Raw genomic sequence first — 20,604 nt, forward strand, 5'->3', positions numbered from 1 at the left:
AGTCAAAAGAGATGAAAAAACAAAGTTTAATAATTACTTCTGTTATTACTATGATTTGCGGATGTAGTGTAATAGCCAAACCCGTATCTACATGTAAAACAGACTTTGATAATCTAAGTTGTATTAGAAGTGCATCAAGTTCAACTAATTCTGAAATGAAAAGAATACTAGAAAATTTATATAAGTCAGTAGATAATGTTAGTGAATTAAAAGCTTCACAAATAAAATGGGCACAATATAAAAATACATATTGCAAAGAATTTATGGGAAAAGAAGCAGCTAACGCTCAAGGCGATGGAGCAGAGACAGTTATAGAATCTTGTTTACTAAACAGTGATAAAAGTAGATTGTTAGAATTGAAATCTTTAAATAAAATGTATTCAAATTGATGTGTTCTTATAGAAATTTGAAACTATAATCCAAGTTTAGATGAGTACATAATAAAATATACTAATAATATCTTATTGAAGTTATTTTAATTAGTAGATTTTTTGTGTACTATCATTAATTATAAATTATAGCTAAAATATATGACTAAAGATAATTGTTTTTAAGATAAAATAAAAAAGTATTTTTGAAATCTAGTAATTAAGTAGTAGATCTTCTTTTTTTAATTAATAAAAATTAATATAAAGGTATTTGATATTTTTAAAGCTAATATGACTAAAAAAACTAAATTAAGGGTATGGAAGATAGTGTGGAGAATGTATGAATACTGATATTGATTTTCTAAAATTACTAGACCAAAGATTCTGAATTGATATATGAGCTTTGAAAATATGTGTATGCCACATGTAAGAAAAAATTAAAAATTTTGTTAATAGTTATTTTATAGAGTGGATTAATGGAAAAATCAATTATTGGAGAGAATTTAAAATATATAAATAAATATTATTCAGATGAAAAGAATAGAAAAGCTTGGGTAGATAAATTTCATAACAAGGCAGTGAAAAATGGTATGATACTTGATACAGGTAAAGCTATACATGCCACGAAAAGGTTTAAGAGTTAAGAGATAAAATGCCCAAACCGTTTAAAATTGTTCTACCTTATGGTTTTAAAGGAATTTAATATGTTTAAAAAGTATGTGTTTTATACAGGTTGGTTATTAGCAACCTTGAGTTTAAGTGTATCAGCATATGCAGACAATTCAAAAGTTAAGAAAAGTGACAAAAATATTCATGGTTTAGAATTAACATATTTACCATATAACTCCAATGATCATCTTAAATGCATCATGACAAATGAAGCAAATAGTTGTTCTAAAGTTAACTTAGTAAAATCATCTAATTTAACTAAATACTATTCGTTTATTTCACCAGCATATGGAGATAGCGTTGTATTACCTGAAACAGATGATAGTAAACAAATAATTGTTTCTCCTTTTGAAGACAATGAATATGAAGGCCCCCAGTTAGAAATTTCTATTATCAATGCTTTTGGCCTGGTGGAACAAAAAACTATATCTGCAAAAAAAAATGTAGTAATCGATAAAAACTATAATTTAATTTATAAAGATGGTAATAAAGAAAAAATATTAAAATTAAAGTAAAATATTAAAAATTAATATAAAATATAAATTTCAAAAAATAAATGATTGATAAAAACAGTAACTTTTTACTGTTTTTTTTATTTTTTGAATTTGAAAATTTGGTGTTTAGTCTTCTCCTAAAATAAAATTAATCATAAAGATGGTTTAATGAACTTTTTAAAATTAAAATAATTTAAAAGATAAATTATAGAATTTTACCTATTTAATATTGAGAGGCTAACTATTTTGACTCTTAAATTTTGTAGATTTATTGTTAGTTTGATTGTCTTTGTAAAGCAATTTAAATGTTGAATTGAAATATAAAAGGTGTCAATAGCTTAAAAATTATTAAAGAGAATGATGGTTTTCTTTCAGATTGAACAAAATATTTTTATAAAAGTAAGGCCAATCATGCAAATATGGGCTCTACAAAAATGGTTAAAGAAATTTTGGAAAAAATTTTGAAATAACATCAGCAACATCAAAAGTGAGAGGAACAGTGAAAAGACTAATATACGTATTATTATTATCTGCAATAGGCCTTACAGTAGGTTGTAATGCTAAATCAGTAGAGCCAAAAAACCTGAAGAGTATTAAAGTTGAGCCTTGTGGTTTTGATTATGATGTAGATAACTATTATTGTAAAAAAGATAAACTAAAAATTTTTGAAAATAACATTGGTATACAGCCAGATTTTAACAAAGATTATTCTGTAATAAAGATTGAGGATGGTAAATATTATAGATTGTCTGTATTAAACCAAAAAAATTATGTGGTTTATCCTCTAAATTATCAAATGAGTAAAAATAAAGCTAACTTTAATTATTCTGTTGAAAAAGATGAATTGTGTATAACTGGAGATTTATACTCTTATAGAGATACATATTTAAATTCAAAAGCATGTTTTAAAATTATTGATGATGCTTTTGTAAAGGTTAGTATTGTAGAAAATATAAATCAAAAAACTAATAATAAGTCACTAGTTTATTTAAAAACTCCAATTTCTTCAGATTTTTTCTCCAAATGTAACGAGAAAAACTCAGCTAAGAAATGCACGCAACTTGAAAATTCTAATAATCGGGCTTATTCTTTATCTGAATTAAGAAAAATATCTCCTGATTTTATAAATATATTTAATGACACAAAAATAAAATCATTGAACGTAAATACATTTAGGTTCCTTCCTCAACTAACAGATAGTTTTTATTCTATTGCTGAGAAATATATAGATACAGATGAAAGTTCTAGTTCCGAATTTTATTTAATCAAAATAAAGCCTGATTTAAAAGTGGAGAAAATAGGAGATTATTACTCAATTGATAGTTCAGGAGTGATAACTTATAAAGATGAAAATGGTAAAATTTTAAAGAAAAATTTAAAATAAGAATGGTCTTAAAAATTAAACTAATATATACTTTGACTGAACCCCAATAGATTTGGGGTTCAGATAGAAATTTTTAATGAAAATTTTGAGAAAACTAGTAATATTTTTATTATTACATAAATGTCAAAGTATTTTTCACAAGGAAGATATTCAAAGAGTAAATATTTCCCCTATTAGTTTCAAAAAATGTAAATAAAAATAAAAATTGTTGCGATATTTTTTATAATTTTCCTTGTAAAATAAGATATCAGCTTAGGTATAATTTATGAAATACAAATTATTTACATTTATTTTTCTATCCTTTTTCTTTGGTATTACAAATGCAAGTAATGATGAGAAATGTTTTAAAGACTCAAAAAGTTTAATCACGAATTTATATAAAAATTATCCTGTAGATGGAAATAAAATTATTGAGAATGCTGGTATAAAAACTATTTCTAGGTTTTTTACTAATCAATTAACAAATATGTTAGTAAAAGATTATGAGTGTAGAAATAATTTAAATGGCGTGTGTAATATAGATTTTAATATTTTAAGTAATGCACAAGATGATATAGGTAAATTTAGTATACTACAACCAACAGATAATATTGTTACTGTTAAATTTGATACGCCTACACATGGTGAGTTTATTGATTTTTTGATAGAAAATAAAGGGGTAAGAGTTTCGAAACACTGCGTTTCAGAAGAGCAATATAGAAAAAATAATATTATTGATTTAGGTACGAATAGTAATGGTTTTGGTACTAATAGTCACTTGAATGCACAAGGGAAAAAATTTAAGCAAGCCTGTAAGGATGCTAAGCTTAATGGTATCATTAGTGGCTTTATTTCTGGGGATGAACCTGGAGAAGGTGCAATGCATATAGAGATAACCCAATGAAAAATACTTTATTATTAATACTAGTTTTATTAATTTCTGGATGTTTCAATACAGCTAATACAGCTAATACAGCTAATACAGCTAATACAGCTAATACAGCTAATACAATTTATTATTCATATAAAAAATGCACTTTAAAAAACATTTGTAATGAATTTAATTATACAAAAAATCAAAACAGCTATGCATTGTTTGCTTATAAGCCTCCGGTAGATGAATTTTATATAGAAATAAAAGATAATAAATATTATGTTATATATAAAAATATCTTTTCAGAAGGTGTTGAAATGGGGTGGGCACAAATGAAAATAGTTACAAATAATGAAAATAATCTAGTTATGGAAACTAATAAGATATTTCAAACTTTAGGAAACTATAATTCTATAGGTAGTGGTGATAACTCTAATTATGTTCCCTCGAGAAACTATAGAAAAGATATGTATATAATTAATGACTTCTATGATGGTTACTCTTTCAAACAATATCAAAAATTAACTTTTATAAAGAAAAATAAGCAGCTTTTACTTGATTGTAAAAGTTATATGAAAGATTTAGATCCGAAGAATAATTATTCAGGCATGTTCTATAGCGTTTGTTCTGATAAGGAAAAAATTTATTTTAAAGAAATTCCAGAGTTATAACCAAGGTTGTTTTTTACTATATTAACTCTTTAACTTTATAGCAAGAGTGGTAAGTTTTTTTACTTTTATAAATTAGAGAGACTAAGTACTTGATATGAGAATAATATTATTTACACCTAATCTTATTTAAGTAATAAGATTAGGTGTAAGATGGTATGTATTACTATTAATTATATTTAACTAAAATATTTGATATTAAATTACGTAAAACAGTTGATGTTCAAAATTAAGTATCAAATGTTTCAATATATTTTATTTTAGCAGATGTAGCTGGTGAAGGTGCTATGCACATAGAGACTATGCAATGATGAGCAGATTATTTCTTGTATTTTTAATTAGTTTAACGTATGCATGTACAACTGAAGCTGATCAGCCTAAATCAAGTAACACAAAACTTTATTTTTCATATCAAATCTGTGAAAAGTTAGGAAAGTGTAATAATTTTACACCTACAAAAAAGATGGATAATTATCTCTTTAAAAGACTTGATCCTGCATATGATGAATTTTATATAAAAGATAATAATGGTAATTTTACCTTATATTATAAAAATGTTTATAGTGAAGATGTTCAAATTGGATGGGCAGAAGGTAAAGCGGATAAAAATAATAGTAGTGAGTTGAGTTTAAATATTGATAAAGTTAACCTCGCCTTGGGAGGGATTGATTTTATAAAAAATGGATATGCAACCAAACAGGCTGAATCAAAGAATTTTAAATCGGGAATCTATTATTTAGCTGATAATTATACGGGTGCTCCATATTATCAAAAGCAAAAAATATTTTTTAAGAAAAATGCTGGAGATTTAGTATTGGACTGTAATAGTTATTTGAATAATCCCTCTGTAAAGAATGAATCTTATGGGGTTTTTTATGGAGTATGTTCCGAAGGGGAAAAAGTATATTTTAAGCAGGTAAACTGATTTAGTTTTTCTTTTTGAATAAAAATGTAAGAATGGTAAGTCTTACATTTTTCAACCTAATATAGTTTATTAAAATGAATAACTTAGGTGTGATATTTGTTTTTAGGATTAGAAAAAAACTATAAAAATAGCAACTTGTCTGAGTTTTGATTTTTATTGAAGGTACATATAGTGAGAAATAGTTTCACTAAGTTTTCTAACGTTTTATTAGTCTCTAGTTTGAGTATCTATTCAAATGCTGCAGATTATAAACCACAACGGTTAGACAAGAAAAAAATATATAGTAATAGTGAGTATGATCTGAATAGTGTATATTCAGATATAAAAGGCTATATCAGTGATAATAAAAATGAAGTTAAATATCTTGTTGATACTCAACGCTCTTGGTTGAAAAATAGAAATTTAAAATGTGATTTTAATGGAAAAGAAGCAAATTATGAAAACTATAAATGTCTAAGTGATTTTAATAATTCAAAAATTAAAGATTTAAGAAAGTCATATTTAGATTTTGATAGCTTGGAACGGAGCTTAATAAAACCATTTAAGTATCAAGATGGTATTATAAAAGAGTTAGAAGTAGGTGGTTGTTATTGTGATGAAAGTATAATTAAGATTTTGAAAAACAAGATATATATATATCAGGCTTGTGATCAAAAATTAAATGAACCACGTATATATAATATTGTTGGTAATAAAAAAGACGAATTTTCTGTAGAGTATCAAATTGATACTAATAATAATAAAGTACCAGAATTTAATTTAGTTTTTGTCACTAATGGAAAAAATGTTTGGAATATTGTTCCTAAGGTTTTTAGAAAAGAAGATTTATTGAATTTAAATTTTAAAATTGGCTATACAACTGATGAAAATTTGAAAAACAATAAAATTGATTGCAGCGATTATGAGGAGTAATGCTCTAAATTTAGATTTTTTTTACCTAAGATACAGTGAATTTTATGATTAGAATTACAGTTAAGCAAAATTAATCTGAATATTTAATCTCAAAAATCTAAAAAAAGCTCAGCTATACAGCTGAGCTTTTTTACTTTTATGTCTCAACAATCCCTTCTAAATCATCAAAGGTATAATTGTTGGGTACATTAATCATATGTGTTTGAACACCTTCTTCAACGACTTCCCCAACTTCTGGATAAAGCCATCTCGTGATTTGCTCAGCAACACTCGAATGGTATTGGATTTCAAAATGATTCAAACCATAGAAAACAGCTTTATGTGTATCTGGCAATTTAAGCTGAAAACGAGGGTTCGGATGTTCACCAAGAGCACTTTTAACACTGACGAGATAATCACCTATCACTTTAAGTGCTTTATTTTTAACTTTCTCAAACTCTAATGTTCCAGCAATCAGGAATGTGTTGATATGAGATGGTAATGGTGCAGGTTTACGATTGTCGTCCGCGAAGCCGATACGCGCATCATTATGTTCCCAGTCATCATCACGAACACTACCATAACGTAGATCGAGTATCCCATTACTGCGTACATTTACTAATTGACCGATCAGGCTGATAAAAGGGAATGCCCCTAATTTGTCTTGTAAGACAAAACCAAATCGTTCCAGTACGGCACCGTGATGTGGGGAACCGATACATACGAGATTTTCTACCATATGTACCCATTGATGTAGATTTTGTTTGCCATAGAAAAGCGCACTGCGTGAAACCAGTCCACCCATACTATGTCCGATCAAATCGATACTGGTAATACGAGGGTTTCTCTGGATCAAATCTTCTAATACGTTGGCAAAACTGCGACCATTTGCAGAGATTCGACGACCTGTATTGTAATTTAAATACAGCATCGTGTTATTGTCGCGCTGAGCAAGTAAACGCTCACCGATTCCACCATAACGATGATTTGACCAACTCAAATGGTTCATACATAAACCATGTGTAAGTATTACGATACGCCCAGTAAGTTCACCTTGTTGTAATGATCCATAGTGATCATATAACACCATCGGTAATGCCATTGGGTTATGTTGTTTTAGGAAGAAATCCCCAAAAATCCCATTCAATGCCCCTACAACAAAATGAAGGCTTGGCGTTAATGGTTTATCGTGTAGAACTGGAAATTTTTCAACGATATGACGCAGACTAGGAGCAAGAAAGCTACTTCCGTATTTTTGAATAGCATCATATGAAAATTGATAGAATTTCTGTAATTGTGGATGTTTCTGTAATTTTTTGGCTTTTTGTGCACTTAAACCGAGCGTAGTCCTTAACACTTCAGTTTGAATTAATTGCACCAGTTCATGAACACCACTTAAACTTGTGCTCACTAATTGTGCCAAACCTTCCAAAACATCTGCCTGACTTGGGGGCGTACTGTCCCATTTGCAGTAGGTTTCATGCAGAGGTGTTAAACTTGGCATATTATTTTTCCCCATCCTTGATATATATACCGAAGGTTTGAAGTTATTAACTTAACATTGTTTAGATAAACTACAACAAACTCTTACATCTTATGTCTTTCAGAACTAATTTTTTTAGAATACTGATGAATGGAATTCAGTATCGTTTTTTATGTCAGACAATATCGAGCTTAAATGTAATTTATATTGTTATATGTTTAATCATTACGCAAAAAAATGTGATTTATTTCACAATAAGTCAAGCGCTTGTCTAATTTGGTGCATATGCAAATTATCTATTTACATGGTTTTAGAAGCAGCCCACTGTCAAAAAAAGGGCAAGAGCTGTATCAATATTGTGCAAATCACGATCATATTCACGTGCATTTGCCCGATTTGAATCAACCACCTGAAGTGGTCTTAAAATACGTTTCTAATTTAATCGAAAGTTTACCACTCGATCAAGTTGTCTTGGTCGGTAGCAGTTTGGGTGGATTCTATGCGACATATTTTGTCGCCAAATATGATTGTCCTGCTGTACTGATCAATCCTGCTATGCAACCATGGCAACTCTTTCAAGAATTGTTTGGTATTGAGCAAATCCCACTCAAAGTCACTGAATCATGGACGCTTGATCACGATCAATTGCAGCAATTACAATCAATTGCTGATACGAAACCAGAACAGGCTGATAAAATTCTCGTGCTGTTGCAACAAGATGATGAAGTCTTGGATTATCGTCAGGCACAACGTTATTATAGTGCCCTACATCCATCTGCATTGATATTAACGGATGTGGGTGGTAATCATGCAATGGATGATTTCAAAGACAAATTACCCTTAGTACTCGAATTTTTGTCGGCAGGCATATAAAAAGGAAGTCAGATCAAGTGACACAATACACGGCACAATCCCTCGAAGTTCTTTCTGGTTTAGATCCTGTTCGTCGTCGTCCAGGGATGTATACAGATACCTCACGCCCAAACCATTTGGCGCAAGAGGTGATTGATAATGCTGTCGATGAGGCGCTGGCAGGACATGCCGACCAAATTTGTGTGACGGTCTATGAGGATGGTTCGTTGTCAGTTGAAGACAATGGTCGAGGTATGCCTGTCGATATCCATCCAGAGTATGGTCAAAGTGGTATTGAAATCATTCTGACCAAGCTACATGCAGGTGGTAAGTTCAGTACTGATAACTATCAGTTTTCAGGTGGTTTGCACGGTGTTGGTATTTCTGTGGTCAATGCTTTATCTACACGGGTTGAAGTCGCTGTACAACGTCAGGGTAACTTGTATCAAATGGCATTTGAGCAAGGTGAGCCCGTTGCGCCATTGTCTGTGTTAGAAGGTAAAGTTGCGAAACGTGCGACAGGGACAACCGTTCGTTTCTGGCCGGAAGCTAAATATTTTGATAGTCCTAAGTTTGCATTAAAAGCGCTGAAACATAATTTAAAAGCCAAAGCTGTATTGGCAGCAGGCTTAAAAATTATTTATGACGATAAAATCAATAATGAAAAAATCGAATGGCAGTTCGAAAATGGTCTCGTTGACTATTTAATGGATGAATTGGAAGATCGAGAGATTTTACCAGCACCTGCTTTTGTGAGTAGTGGACAAGCAGAAAGAGCCGCATGTGAATTTGCAATTTGCTGGAATGTTGAGGGTGGTGAACAGATTCAAGAAAGTTATGTCAACTTGATTCCAACTGCGCAAGGCGGTACGCATGTGAATGGATTGCGTTCGGGGGTCACGGAGGCTTTACGCGAGTTCTGTGAATTACGTAATTTATTACCGCGTAACATGAAACTTTCGGCAGAAGATGTCTGGGATGGGGTGAATTTCATCCTATCTTTAAAATTCCAAGAGCCACAATTTTCAGGACAAACCAAAGAGCGTCTCTCGAGTCGTGAAGCTTCGAATATTGTGCTCAATATTGCCAAAGATGCGTTTGCGTTATGGTTAAACCAACATGCTGAGATCGCAACGCAACTAGCTGAAATGGCAATCGCTAAAGCAGGTCGTCGTTTAAAAGCAGCTAAGAAAGTCGAACGTAAGAAGATTGTGGCTGGTCCAGCATTACCTGGAAAATTAGCAGATTGTGTCGGCTTAACCCGTGAAGACAGTGAGCTGTTTATTGTCGAAGGGGATTCCGCAGGTGGCAGTGCCAAACAAGCACGGGACAAAAATTTCCAAGCGATTATGCCGATTCGTGGAAAAATCCTAAATACTTGGGAAGTCTCTTCGGATGAAGTCTTGGCATCTCAGGAAGTCCATGACATTGCGATTGCGATTGGTGTTGATCCAGGTAGTGATGATTTGTCTGAACTACGTTATGGCAAAATCTGTATCCTTGCCGATGCGGACTCAGATGGTCTACATATCGCAACTTTACTCTGTGCATTGTTTGTGAAACATTTTCCAGCATTAGTTGAGGACGGTCATTTATTTGTCGCGATGCCACCGCTTTATCGTATTGATATTGGCAAAGATGTGCACTATGCCCTAGATGATGATGAGTTAGAGGCAATTCTGAAAAAAGTAAAAGGTAATAAAAATCCACAAATCACTCGATTTAAAGGTCTGGGTGAAATGAATGCCAGTCAATTACGTGAAACCACCATGGATCCAAATACACGTCGTTTGGTGCAACTAGATTTAGATGATGCACATTTAACTGCAGGTTTGTTAGACAAGTTACTCGCGAAAAAACGAGCGGCTGATCGTAAACACTGGTTAGAGCAGAAAGGTAATTTGGCGGATATTGTGGTTTGATTTGAATCGATTTTTGCATAGCCCAGTTGATCTGGGCTTTTTTTATGCCTTTTTAAAAAATTTAAATTCATAAGCTGAAAAACAAACATGGAATGCTATTTGCTTTTTATCTCTTGGTAAAATTTTATCTAACATTTGAAGCGCATTGGTCAAAATATCTTGTTTGTTTTTAAGATTTTAAAATTCAAATATATCAAATTCTTAAATGATAATAGTGAAAATAGAATGAAGCGTTTTTTAAGTATTTTTTTCCCAATTCTGTTTAGTAATACGATTTTTATTATGAGTGGTGTCATTGATACCGCATTTTTATCTCACTATAGCCATGTGCATTTAACAGCTTTATCGGTTTCTCTCTCAGTTTATATGATTGTTTTTGTGGTGGGCTACGGATTACTACAAGGAATGTTTCAAATCCTCGCAGAAGAAAAAGGGCGGGAAATCAATCAACAAAAATTAACTAACGTCGTGAGTTTGGCCGTATTAATCGCAGCTGTGTTTAGTATTGTTGCGATTGTTTTGATCAACAATACCGAGCATTTATTAACCTTTTTTCAAGCATCAGATACCGTCCTGTTATTGGTTAAAAATTGTTTGATGATTTTTTCAGTCGATCTAGTGGTTCGGCTATGTTGCCGTATCTTAACCATACAAATACAGGTTCTTGATCGTCCAATTATCGCAACTTATATAGGCGTAATTTTTTTATTGATTAAGTTGCCTCTGTCCTACGCTTTGATCAACGGTGTAGCGTACTTTGATATTGCACCTTGGGGTGTCTATGGCGCCGTATTTTCGACATTGCTTTGGGATAGTGTGATGTTGATATTGTTATATGGTTATATACGTGGCAAAGCTATTTTTAAACTTGATCTGAGTCACTTTTCCTTTAGTTATGAATTGTTGCGCCGTTTTCTTCGAATTGGAATACCTACCGCACTGATGATCGTGATTGATGTGATTGCTTTTATGGCAATTTCGATTCTAGCATTACCACTTGGTAGTATTGTGATTGCCTCGCATCAGGTGGTCGCTAGTATTTGTTCCATGCTATATATTTTACCTGCTGCATTTTCTGTTGCTTTCAGTTTAATGTTATCTGAAAAAATTGGCGCCCAACAGAAACAAGTTGCTTTGCTTTGGTCAAAAAAAGCCTTTCTGCTTATCTTTATTTTTGCCGTCACTTTATGCAGTGTATTACTGCTTCTTCGAGATGAGTTCATTTCTCTATTTACCCAAGACCTAGCGGTTATTCAAATCACGACCTCCCTCTTTATCCTCGGAATTTTGTTTCATTTAGCAGATGCAATGTTATGTATTTTTGCAACGGTATTACGCTGTTGGGGCATAACGATTGTGCCAAGCATGATTTATAGCACTTCATTGTTGATCTTTGGTTTAGGTGGCGGACAGCTATTGGCATATTGGGGAATGGATTGGTGGATCTTTGAAATTATTCCATTGGGTATTGATGGGTTTTGGATTGCTTTAATTGGGTCGTATAGCTTAGCTGTCACCATGTGTGCTTTATGTTTTAAATACCGAAATGCCACTTGGATTCGTTGAAACAATCTGATTTTTTGAATCTTCTGGATCAAAAAGTTAAATATTCTTTATCTGAGCAAGGTATCAATTTTTTATTTTGATTAATTGTGCTTCATTTTAGTTCAGCATGTATTTTTTGTATGCAATGTTGTATACAAGATTGGATTTTTTTTCTACTGGTTTGAATTAATTTTATTATAAAACAATGCCTTGATGTGTTGGCACAGATATTGAATAACTCCACTCAGTAAAAATGAAAAGATCAATCTGTGGAGAACAAAGATGCAAAACAAATTAATGTCAATGTCCGTTCTTATGGCAGCGATGATGGGGGTAGGACTGGTAGGTTGTTCAAAACCAGCCGAAAAAACAGAACAAACAAAAACTGAAACGAAAGCGGCACCAGCTGCAAGCGGTGACACCATTAAAGTCGGGATTTTACATTCACTCTCTGGCACGATGGCAATTTCTGAGACCTCTCTGAAAGATACTGCATTGATGACCATTAATGAAATCAATGCCAATGGCGGGGTGATGGGTAAAAAACTCGAACCTGTCATTGTTGACCCAGCATCAGATTGGCCGCTATTTGCTGAAAAAGCACGTCAGTTAATTACTCAGGACAAAGTTGCCGTTATTTTCGGTTGCTGGACATCAGTATCACGTAAGTCGGTTCTTCCTGTGGTTGAAGAGTTAAATGGTTTATTGTTCTATCCAGTGCAATATGAAGGTCAGGAACAGTCTAAAAATATTTTCTATACAGGTGCAGCACCGAATCAACAAGCGATTCCTGCAGTTGAGTATTTGATGGGAGAAGAGGGCGGTAAAGCACAACGTTTTGTTTTACTTGGTACAGATTACGTCTACCCACGTACGACCAATAAAATCTTACGGGCATTCTTGAAGTCTAAAGGCATTGCCGATGCAGACATCATGGAAGAATACACACCGTTTGGTCATAGTAATTATCAAACCATTGTTGCCAATATTAAGAAATTCTCTGCAGGCAAAAAGACTGCGGTGATTTCGACCATCAATGGTGACTCTAACGTTCCTTTCTATCGTGAGCTTGGTAACCAAGGTATTAAAGCGGCTGATATTCCAGTCATGGCATTCTCCGTTGGTGAAGAAGAGTTACGTGGTATTGATACCAAGCCATTGGTGGGTCATTTAGCGGCATGGAACTATTTCATGTCAGTTAAAAATCCGAAAAACACCGAGTTTGTGAATAAATTCAAGCAATATGCGGTGGAGTACAAACTTCCAAATGCCGATAAAGTTGTGACCAACGATCCGATGGAAGCGACTTATGTTGGTATCAATATGTGGAAACAAGCCGTTGAAAAAGCAGGTTCTACAGAGGTTGATAAAGTTCGTGATGCAATGGCAGGTCAAACTTTTGCAGCACCATCGGGTTATACCCTCAAAATGGATGAAACCAATCACCATTTACATAAACCTGTGATGATTGGGCAAATCCGTGGTGATGGGCAATTTGATGTGGTTTATAAAACGCCTCAAACCATCAAAGCTGAGCCTTGGAGCCCATACATTCCTAAATAATTTTCCTATGCAACTTGCTGTTTCGGCAGCAGGTTTTTCTTAGTTTTATTTCTTATTGATTGGTTTAAATAGAAAATATAAGGGGAGTCTTATGGCGAAACACTATGTTTTGGCAATGCTCTGCATCATGGCACAGATCATGTTTAATCCTGCATGGGCAGAAGTTACTTCACCAACAACTGTGACGTCTACAACTTCTCAGGATGCCATCCAAACTTTTGTTAAATCTGACTTTGCTACTCGCCGTGCCATGTTGAATCAATGGCCAGCCAGTATTGAGCAACTCGATCAGTTGGTGGCATATATTGATCAAAATGAGTTATATAGTGATAGTTCAGGCAATACTTATATTCTAAAAAACGATGAAGAATTATTAAGTTACCCACAACTACAAGTCGTCGAAACTTGGCCTTCAGACTTGTCTCAAGTGACTTTGGTCAATACTTTGCGTAAGGCGCTGAACTTTGGACAAGCCAAAGTTAAATTGAATTCTGATGATGCATCACAACGTTTAGCCGCTGTTGATATTTTAGAAAATAATTTAGATGAGCTCGATGTTGCTACAGTTAAGCAACTCTATCTCAATGAAAAAAGTGAAGCGGTTAAAGCACGTTTGGCACAACTGAAAGCACGTTTAGATTTTAATAGCTCAGATGAATTCACCAAGATCGAAGCAGTAAAAGTTTTGGCGGATTCAAATCGTCCAGATGTATTGGCGTTGATCAACCAAAGCTTAGAACAGCCACAAAGTAATCCTGCATTAAAAGCAGCTTTGCTTGAAGCACAAAATAAAATTAAAACGCGCATTCAAATCAGTGAATGGTCAGGGCATGTATTTTCAGGTCTCAGTACCGCTAGTATTTTACTTTTAGCAGCACTTGGTCTTGCAATCACCTATGGTTTGCTTGGTGTCATCAATATGGCACATGGTGAACTCATCATGATCGGTGCTTATACCACTTACGTCATTCAAAGTTTTTTTAAAACGCACTTTGCAGGCTTGGTTGATTGGTATTTATTGGCAGCGATTCCTGCTGCATTTCTGGTGAGTGCGCTGATTGGTATGTTGATTGAACGCACGGTGATTCGCCCGTTGTATGGTCGCCAACTAGAAACATTATTGGCAACCTTTGGTGTGAGCTTAATCTTGATGCAATCGGTTCGCATGATCTTTGGTGCACAGAATGTTGAAGTGTCGAATGTCGCATGGCTTAGTGGTGGAATTGCCCTGACGCCAAGCTTGATGTTGCCGTATAACCGTATTGCGATTATTGGTTTTACTGTGGCGGTCTTACTGCTTTTAGTTTTCTTATTAAATAAAACCCGTTTCGGATTATTTGTCCGTGCTGTGACACAAAACCGTCAAATGGCGCGTGCCGTGGGCATTCGTTCTGCACGTATCGACATGCTGGCATTTGGCTTAGGTTCAGGCTTAGCTGGATTGGCAGGTTGTGCGTTAGCACAAGTCGGCAATGTTGGCCCTGATCTCGGGCAAAACTACATTATTGATGCCTTCCTTGTCGTTGTCGTCGGTGGTGTGGGTCAAGTATGGGGGGCAGTACTTGCAGCCTTAGGTTTAGGGATTAGCGGTACAGTTTTGGAAATTGGCTTAGGTGCAGTTTTAGCAAAAATTATTCTCTTGGTTCTTGTGATTTTGTTTATCCAAAAGCGTCCACAAGGTTTGTTTGCCATCAAAGGTCGTTTCGTGGAGTAAGCCAATGAAAATCACTTCTTTATTTGCAGATAAACCGTATAGCGCAATCGCGATTGCCATTTGTTTTGCCGTGTTATTGAGCTTACCGTGGTTACATCTGTTATCCCCTGATTCGGCATTTTATCTGTCAGCGTATTGGATTACGTTGATTGGCAAAATCATGTGCTTGGCTTTGGTCGCTTTGGCATTGGATTTAGTGTGGGGCTATGCAGGGATTTTAAGCTTGGGGCACGGTTTATATTTCGCCCTCGGTGGTTACGCCTTTGGCATGTATTTGATGCGCGAATCCGCAGGTGATGGTTTACCTGATTTCATGCGTTTCCTCAGTTGGACAGAACTCCCTTGGTATTGGGTTGGCACTGAGCATTTTGCTTGGGCGATGATCTTGGTTTTATCTGTACCTGCCTTAGTTGCGTTTATTTTTGGTTTCTTTGCTTTCCGCTCAAAAATCAAGGGTGTGTATTTCTCAATTATTACCCAAGCCATGACCTTTGCAGCGGCACTCTTGTTCTTCCGCAATGAGACAGGTTTTGGTGGAAACAATGGCTTCACGGGTTTTAAAACCTTATTGGGTTTTGATATCACTTCTGCGCCAATGCGTGCCAGTTTATGTTTTGTCACTGCTTTGGTGTTAATGCTGTGCTTTATCGGCTTACGTCAACTGATGAATCGTCCTTATGGGCGTGTGTTGGGGGCGATTCGTGACAGCGAAAACCGTTTGCAATATTTGGGTTATCGTACGCTGTGGTACAAGCTTTCAGCATGGGTATTGTCGGCTGTGATCGCAGGTATCGCAGGTGCGTTGTATGTGCCACAGGTTGGTATTATCAACCCAAGTGAAATGAATCCAGTCAATTCGATTGAAATGGCAGTGTGGGTGGCTGCAGGGGGGCGTGGCACCTTGATTGGGGCGATTTTAGGTGCAGGTTTGATTAATGCAGTGAAAACTTATTTCACTGTGGCTGCGCCCGAAGCATGGTTACTGATCTTAGGTGCGCTATTTATCGTAGTGACGATTTTCCTACCTAAAGGCGTGATTGGTTTATTTGATCGTTTTAAAAAGGAGAGCAATTAAATGAGTGATTTATTCATAGACTCAGCTCAACATGGCGGTCAACTTGGTGAGGGCTATGGTCGTGCCAAAACCCAAGGTGCAGATTTTAGTCACGGGATTGCTTTGTATTTAGAAAAAGTCAGTGTGTGGTTTGATTCGTTTCGTGCGTTAAATGATTTATCACTGTACATCGCTGAGGGTGAATTACGCTGCATCATTGGACCAAATGGTGCGGGGAAAACCACATTAATGGATGTGATTACAGGGAAAACTCGTCCAACCACGGGCACTGCTTTTTTTGGACAAAACTATGATCTTGCCAAAATGAGTACCGAGGAAATCGCAGAAGCTGGGATTGGACGAAAATTTCAAAAACCAACGGTATTTGAAAATTTCACTGTGATGGAAAATTTACTACTCGCTGCACCACGCGATAAGCGAGTGAAAAAAAGTTTGTTTAGCCGACTTGATCCAGAAGCACAGTTAGCACTGGAGGAAAGTTTGGAGCAAATTCGCTTAAAGGAATTTGTAAAAAAGCCCGCAGGATTATTATCTCATGGTCAAAAGCAGTGGTTAGAAATCGGTATGTTATTGATGCAACGTCCGAAGCTGATTTTATTGGATGAGCCTGTGGCAGGAATGACTGATGCGGAAACAGAACGCACTGCTGAATTGTGTTTGGAATTGAAAAAAAATCATACGCTGGTGGTCGTGGAGCATGACATGAGCTTTATTGACACCATTAGTGAAAAAGTCACGGTACTGGCGCAAGGTGCAATTTTGGCAGAGGGCACATTGGCAGAGGTACAAGCCAATGAAGATGTGATTGAAAAGTATTTGGGACGCTAGGAGACTGCCATGTTAGAAGTGAAAGAAATTAACCAGTTTTATGGTGGTAGTCATATTCTGCGTGACGTGTCTTTTCAAGCGCCTGTAGGGGAATGCAGTGTTGTTCTAGGACGGAATGGCGTTGGTAAAACCACGTTGCTGAAATGCTTGATGGGGATTCTCCCGATTAAATCAGGACAGATTTTGCTAGATGGCAAAGATATTGCCAAAATGTCCCCTGAGCAACGAGTACGTGCAGGATTGGCTTACGTGCCGCAAGGACGAGATATTTTTTCAACTTTAACCGTAGAGGAAAATATCTTAATTGGTATGGCGAAATTTTCAGGTGCGAAAACTCGAAAAGTACCGAGTCATCTCTACGAAATTTTTCCTGTCTTGGATGAAATGAAGCATCGCCGTGGTGGAGATTTGTCAGGTGGTCAACAGCAACAGCTCGCGATTGCGAGAGCGTTGGCTTCGGAGCCAAGAGTCTTGATTTTGGATGAACCGACTGAGGGGATTCAGCCCTCGATCATCAAAGACATTGGTCGAGTGATTCGTAAATTGGCAGATCAGGGTGAAATGGCGATCGTTTTGGTGGAGCAGTTTTACGATTTTGCTGAAGAACTGGCAGATAACTATACGGTGATGGCGCGTGGTCAAGTGATCGCGCAAGGACAGGGGGGCGATATGCCTGAAAAGGGGATAAGGGAGTTGGTGGCGATTTAGTATCGACCCTATATATCTCATTTTACTATTTAGAAACTAGATATTAAAAAAATGATTATCTTTCGGAGTCATACCTAGTAGTCTTCTAATTTTTAAATACGCCTTCTGCTGGAGTTACTTTGGTTTTGCCCAAAGTAACCAAAGGCATTGTCATTCACAAAACCTGTTCAATTCTTGGATTTTTTCTATTGTTTCGCAGAAACAATATCTTTCAAAGATTACGCAGGTTGTGAATGACGTTTCCGAGACTCATAAGTTTTCTTAAATTTTTTGTTGAGTTTGAGGGTAAAGATCATTTATTTACCTTCAACCTTATAGAACGTGCCGCCCGCATAGACGTTATGCCCAAAACCACATCCAGACTCGCCGTTATTTTGTTTCACCTCAATTTTTTGACCATTATTTGTATCATTCGCAAATTGAAGCTTAATCTGACAGTCCCCATAGCGATAGTTGGCTTGCTTTGCAGTGATCGGCATTGTGGTGTCAAACTCACCTAAATTTGGACCATAAATCAGACCACGAATGCCAAAATAATAACCTTCAAAATTAATTAGATATTTATTTTGTTGTTTCTTTACCGTGATGTAATCCCATTGCCCAAAACCATTGGCTCTTACATAAGTGCCTTGTAAGTCTTTGCTGATATGAGGTTTAGGAAGTTGTTTTAAGTTGTATTGACTGGTTTTTGAATCTTTATCCCGTAAAAACCACACTCGTGCCCATTGTGGTTTACCTAATTTTGCATAACTCAACCCGACATTATTATTGGCTATTTCAATCTCTCGATCAGTCACTTTAATACCGCTTTCTTCAGCATTTATTTGGCAGAAATGTGCCCATGCGGCTTGATCTTCAAATTGTTTCACTGCTTTGGCATATTGCTTTTGGTCGTAGAGCTTTTTCCCATTTAGAGCGTATTGTTTTACTTTGGCACAGCCTTGCTGTAATTCTTGCTCAAAAGATGTTTCTGCAAAACTAACGGTTGTTGCTGAAGCACATGTAATGATTAAAGCGAGTTGTGAAATTTTCATGTTTTAAATTATTTTGTAAATGAGATGTTTTTATTCTAACCAACTACATATGCATAGTAGAGATGAAATTGTTCTGTTTATGAACGACTCAATTGTAGCTGCATTAAAACTAAATCACGCCATTTGCCAAACTTTTGTCCCACTTGTGGCATATAGCCAGTTTGAATAAAACCCAATTGTTGGTGTAATACGATTGAACCCATATTTTCGCTATCAATCGCAGCCACCATGACATGCATATGCTGTTGAGTCGCAAGATGAATCAGTTGTTGCATGAGGGCTTTACCTAAACCCTGACGAGCATAATTCGGATCAATAAAAACAGAATGTTCAATACTGTGTCGATAGCCTGTAATACTACGAAAGGCAGAGTAATAGGCATAACCCGTAATTTTTCTCAATGACTGATCTTCGACGACAATCATAGGAAATTGCTGTTGTTGCATCTCCTGAAAGCGCTGTTGATATTGCGCTAAAGTAACGGCTTGATCATTCCAGTTGGCTGTGCCCGTGATGATTTCATGATTATAAATGGTGAGAATCTGCTCGAGATCATCAGTAGTTGCAAAACGAATTTGATAAGAGTTTTGTAGTATGTGCGTTGCAAGTATAAGATCGTGAGACATAACAAAATAAAAGAAAATTCATCTATTTCAATATGCGCGATCTAAAAAAAAACAGCAAGGAATTCCTTGCTGTTTTGATCAGTCAAAACCGTTTAGAAATGGTATTTCACTAAAGCACTGACATTATTTTCGTCGCTGCCTTTGATACCAAACTTGTTATTCCAAACAGAATGTTCTACGCCCAAATATAAACGTGTTTCAGGTGAAATGTGTTTACCTACATTCCATTTATATTGGGTTGTCCAGTTAAGTTCACTTGCATGGTCTTTTTCTGCTGTAGACCAGTCAAGGAAACCATCAACTAAGAAATCTTCGCTAGATACTTTAAATGGAACCGCATAAGCGATAGTCATTTGATAGTCATCTGCTGTATTTTCATTGTTTGCACGGTAGAAATTGACATTCGCATATTGGAAATAAGGAATTGCAAGATCGAAACCTACGCCGTATAAGAAGTTATCAAAACTAGAAAAGTCATCATTGTTACTTTCCCAAGTCGTTGAGATCAACACATCTTTAATCGGACCAAAAGCAAGTTTCTGACCTGAAACCTCACCCAAGCTCAAGCGTGGAGAAAGCTCGAAATAAGTGCTTTTATGATCGTCGCTACCACGCATACGATCCATAAAGAAGAACACATCGGCATATTTTACTTTTGCCGCATATTCAACTGTTAAAGTTGTTTGTTTTTCATCAACCACTTCGTAGTTTTCGCCGTATAAACCCGTTAGGCTGAAATCCTGCCAAATTGGTTTCGCTTGAGCGAAAACTGCTGTAGATAACAATAAAGATGTAGCCGCAAGTTGCTTCAATTGCATTTAAAAAATCTCCCCCACAAAAGGCGTGTAAAGCATACAAGTTATGAAGCAAAAATAAAGCCAAATTTGACCAAATGCTCAAAAGAATTGTATACGGTAAAAGGTCTGCCAAAGATAAGATTCGGTAAGAGAATCTTTTTGATCAAGTTTTAATAAAAATGTCAAAAATCAGCTTGCATATTTC

At 35.3% G+C, this 20,604-nt stretch carries 20 protein-coding genes; 16 read left to right on the forward strand and 4 right to left on the reverse strand.

The window, feature by feature from the left end; genetic code table 11:
* Positions 1 to 11 precede the first annotated feature (11 nt).
* From Q9Q86_RS13765 to Q9Q86_RS13800, 8 genes are all read left to right on the forward strand, one after another.
* The gene (locus Q9Q86_RS13765; protein ID WP_039252358.1) at positions 12 to 389 is read left to right on the forward strand and encodes a lysozyme inhibitor LprI family protein; all 378 of its coding nucleotides are present in this window, start codon (positions 12 to 14) and stop codon (positions 387 to 389) included.
* A gap of 455 nt (positions 390 to 844) precedes the next feature.
* On the forward strand, positions 845 to 1,012 hold the full coding sequence (locus Q9Q86_RS13770; protein ID WP_167370371.1) for a hypothetical protein: 168 nt from the start codon (positions 845 to 847) through the stop codon (positions 1,010 to 1,012).
* 60 nt (positions 1,013 to 1,072) lie between these two features.
* Positions 1,073 to 1,552, forward strand: a complete 480-nt coding sequence (locus Q9Q86_RS13775; protein ID WP_112986643.1) for a hypothetical protein — start codon at positions 1,073 to 1,075, stop codon at positions 1,550 to 1,552.
* 478 nt (positions 1,553 to 2,030) lie between these two features.
* Positions 2,031 to 2,915, forward strand: a complete 885-nt coding sequence (locus Q9Q86_RS13780; RefSeq protein ID WP_112986658.1) for a hypothetical protein — start codon at positions 2,031 to 2,033, stop codon at positions 2,913 to 2,915.
* A gap of 265 nt (positions 2,916 to 3,180) precedes the next feature.
* Entirely contained in the window at positions 3,181 to 3,798 is a 618-nt protein-coding gene (locus Q9Q86_RS17500; RefSeq protein ID WP_112986644.1) for a hypothetical protein, read from the forward strand.
* Entirely contained in the window at positions 3,795 to 4,439 is a 645-nt protein-coding gene (locus tag Q9Q86_RS13790; protein WP_004965014.1) for a hypothetical protein, read from the forward strand. Before Q9Q86_RS17500 ends, Q9Q86_RS13790 begins: the two co-directional genes overlap by 4 nt.
* A 304-nt stretch (positions 4,440 to 4,743) precedes the next feature.
* Positions 4,744 to 5,361 (forward strand): hypothetical protein, encoded by a 618-nt coding sequence (locus Q9Q86_RS13795; RefSeq protein ID WP_112986645.1) that lies wholly within the window; start codon positions 4,744 to 4,746, stop codon positions 5,359 to 5,361.
* A gap of 171 nt (positions 5,362 to 5,532) precedes the next feature.
* Positions 5,533 to 6,273, forward strand: a complete 741-nt coding sequence (locus Q9Q86_RS13800; protein WP_112986646.1) for a lysozyme inhibitor LprI family protein — start codon at positions 5,533 to 5,535, stop codon at positions 6,271 to 6,273.
* Positions 6,274 to 6,409: 136 nt separating this feature from the next.
* Here the strand turns inward: Q9Q86_RS13800 and Q9Q86_RS13805 are convergent, their stop codons facing one another.
* Positions 6,410 to 7,756: a hypothetical protein gene (locus Q9Q86_RS13805; protein WP_004910011.1), complete on the reverse strand. Its 1,347-nt coding sequence runs from the start codon at positions 7,754 to 7,756 to the stop codon at positions 6,410 to 6,412.
* Between the two features lie 264 nt (positions 7,757 to 8,020).
* On the opposite strand from Q9Q86_RS13805, the gene Q9Q86_RS13810 reads away from it, so the two are divergent.
* The 8 genes from Q9Q86_RS13810 to urtE all read left to right on the forward strand — a co-directional run bounded on the left by Q9Q86_RS13810 (position 8,021) and on the right by urtE (position 17,942).
* The gene (locus Q9Q86_RS13810) at positions 8,021 to 8,608 is read left to right on the forward strand and encodes a YqiA/YcfP family alpha/beta fold hydrolase (RefSeq protein WP_004951198.1); all 588 of its coding nucleotides are present in this window, start codon (positions 8,021 to 8,023) and stop codon (positions 8,606 to 8,608) included.
* Positions 8,609 to 8,625: 17 nt separating this feature from the next.
* Positions 8,626 to 10,509 carry a DNA topoisomerase IV subunit B gene (parE, locus tag Q9Q86_RS13815; protein WP_004910003.1) on the forward strand — a complete coding sequence of 628 codons (1,884 nt, stop codon included), beginning with the start codon at positions 8,626 to 8,628 and terminating at the stop codon, positions 10,507 to 10,509.
* A gap of 225 nt (positions 10,510 to 10,734) precedes the next feature.
* Positions 10,735 to 12,075, forward strand: a complete 1,341-nt coding sequence (locus Q9Q86_RS13820; protein ID WP_112986659.1) for an MATE family efflux transporter — start codon at positions 10,735 to 10,737, stop codon at positions 12,073 to 12,075.
* A 261-nt stretch (positions 12,076 to 12,336) separates the two neighbouring features.
* Positions 12,337 to 13,617, forward strand: a complete 1,281-nt coding sequence (gene urtA, locus Q9Q86_RS13825) for an urea ABC transporter substrate-binding protein (RefSeq protein WP_112986647.1) — start codon at positions 12,337 to 12,339, stop codon at positions 13,615 to 13,617.
* A 91-nt stretch (positions 13,618 to 13,708) separates the two neighbouring features.
* A complete protein-coding gene (gene urtB / locus Q9Q86_RS13830; protein ID WP_112986648.1) occupies positions 13,709 to 15,331 on the forward strand; it encodes an urea ABC transporter permease subunit UrtB in 1,623 nt (540 codons plus the stop codon).
* Positions 15,332 to 15,335: 4 nt separating this feature from the next.
* Positions 15,336 to 16,406, forward strand: a complete 1,071-nt coding sequence (gene urtC, locus Q9Q86_RS13835) for an urea ABC transporter permease subunit UrtC (protein WP_112986649.1) — start codon at positions 15,336 to 15,338, stop codon at positions 16,404 to 16,406.
* Positions 16,407 to 17,234, forward strand: a complete 828-nt coding sequence (gene urtD / locus Q9Q86_RS13840) for an urea ABC transporter ATP-binding protein UrtD (RefSeq protein ID WP_112986650.1) — start codon at positions 16,407 to 16,409, stop codon at positions 17,232 to 17,234. It begins immediately after the preceding gene.
* A gap of 9 nt (positions 17,235 to 17,243) precedes the next feature.
* A complete protein-coding gene (gene urtE, locus Q9Q86_RS13845) occupies positions 17,244 to 17,942 on the forward strand; it encodes an urea ABC transporter ATP-binding subunit UrtE (protein WP_004951225.1) in 699 nt (232 codons plus the stop codon).
* A gap of 296 nt (positions 17,943 to 18,238) precedes the next feature.
* Here urtE and Q9Q86_RS13850 read toward each other — a convergent pair whose 3' ends face one another.
* The 3 genes from Q9Q86_RS13850 to Q9Q86_RS13860 form a co-directional block, all read right to left on the reverse strand.
* The gene (locus Q9Q86_RS13850) at positions 18,239 to 18,976 is read right to left on the reverse strand and encodes a hypothetical protein (protein WP_112986651.1); all 738 of its coding nucleotides are present in this window, start codon (positions 18,974 to 18,976) and stop codon (positions 18,239 to 18,241) included.
* A gap of 77 nt (positions 18,977 to 19,053) precedes the next feature.
* The gene (locus Q9Q86_RS13855) at positions 19,054 to 19,602 is read right to left on the reverse strand and encodes a GNAT family N-acetyltransferase (RefSeq protein WP_112986652.1); all 549 of its coding nucleotides are present in this window, start codon (positions 19,600 to 19,602) and stop codon (positions 19,054 to 19,056) included.
* A 92-nt stretch (positions 19,603 to 19,694) separates the two neighbouring features.
* Positions 19,695 to 20,420: an outer membrane protein OmpK gene (locus tag Q9Q86_RS13860; protein ID WP_004909979.1), complete on the reverse strand. Its 726-nt coding sequence runs from the start codon at positions 20,418 to 20,420 to the stop codon at positions 19,695 to 19,697.
* Positions 20,421 to 20,604 lie beyond the last annotated feature (184 nt).

This window comes from Acinetobacter sp. A22, from assembly GCF_030913345.1.
Lineage (GTDB): Bacteria > Pseudomonadota > Gammaproteobacteria > Pseudomonadales > Moraxellaceae > Acinetobacter > Acinetobacter junii.

What these genes read in the sequence shown, in the direction of transcription:
- Q9Q86_RS13855 (WP_112986652.1), bottom strand. Translation starts at nt 19,602, where the DNA reads ATGTCTCACGATCTTATACTTGCAACGCACATACTACAAAACTCTTAT.
- urtE (WP_004951225.1), top strand. Translation starts at nt 17,244, where the DNA reads ATGTTAGAAGTGAAAGAAATTAACCAGTTTTATGGTGGTAGTCATATT.
- Q9Q86_RS13770 (WP_167370371.1), top strand. Translation starts at nt 845, where the DNA reads ATGGAAAAATCAATTATTGGAGAGAATTTAAAATATATAAATAAATAT.
- urtB (WP_112986648.1), top strand. Translation starts at nt 13,709, where the DNA reads ATGGCGAAACACTATGTTTTGGCAATGCTCTGCATCATGGCACAGATC.
- Q9Q86_RS17500 (WP_112986644.1), top strand. Translation starts at nt 3,181, where the DNA reads ATGAAATACAAATTATTTACATTTATTTTTCTATCCTTTTTCTTTGGT.
- urtD (WP_112986650.1), top strand. Translation starts at nt 16,407, where the DNA reads ATGAGTGATTTATTCATAGACTCAGCTCAACATGGCGGTCAACTTGGT.
- Q9Q86_RS13795 (WP_112986645.1), top strand. Translation starts at nt 4,744, where the DNA reads ATGATGAGCAGATTATTTCTTGTATTTTTAATTAGTTTAACGTATGCA.
- urtA (WP_112986647.1), top strand. Translation starts at nt 12,337, where the DNA reads ATGCAAAACAAATTAATGTCAATGTCCGTTCTTATGGCAGCGATGATG.
- Q9Q86_RS13810 (WP_004951198.1), top strand. Translation starts at nt 8,021, where the DNA reads ATGCAAATTATCTATTTACATGGTTTTAGAAGCAGCCCACTGTCAAAA.
- Q9Q86_RS13820 (WP_112986659.1), top strand. Translation starts at nt 10,735, where the DNA reads ATGAAGCGTTTTTTAAGTATTTTTTTCCCAATTCTGTTTAGTAATACG.
- Q9Q86_RS13805 (WP_004910011.1), bottom strand. Translation starts at nt 7,756, where the DNA reads ATGCCAAGTTTAACACCTCTGCATGAAACCTACTGCAAATGGGACAGT.
- urtC (WP_112986649.1), top strand. Translation starts at nt 15,336, where the DNA reads ATGAAAATCACTTCTTTATTTGCAGATAAACCGTATAGCGCAATCGCG.
- Q9Q86_RS13860 (WP_004909979.1), bottom strand. Translation starts at nt 20,420, where the DNA reads ATGCAATTGAAGCAACTTGCGGCTACATCTTTATTGTTATCTACAGCA.
- Q9Q86_RS13850 (WP_112986651.1), bottom strand. Translation starts at nt 18,976, where the DNA reads ATGAAAATTTCACAACTCGCTTTAATCATTACATGTGCTTCAGCAACA.
- Q9Q86_RS13775 (WP_112986643.1), top strand. Translation starts at nt 1,073, where the DNA reads ATGTTTAAAAAGTATGTGTTTTATACAGGTTGGTTATTAGCAACCTTG.
- Q9Q86_RS13790 (WP_004965014.1), top strand. Translation starts at nt 3,795, where the DNA reads ATGAAAAATACTTTATTATTAATACTAGTTTTATTAATTTCTGGATGT.
- Q9Q86_RS13765 (WP_039252358.1), top strand. Translation starts at nt 12, where the DNA reads ATGAAAAAACAAAGTTTAATAATTACTTCTGTTATTACTATGATTTGC.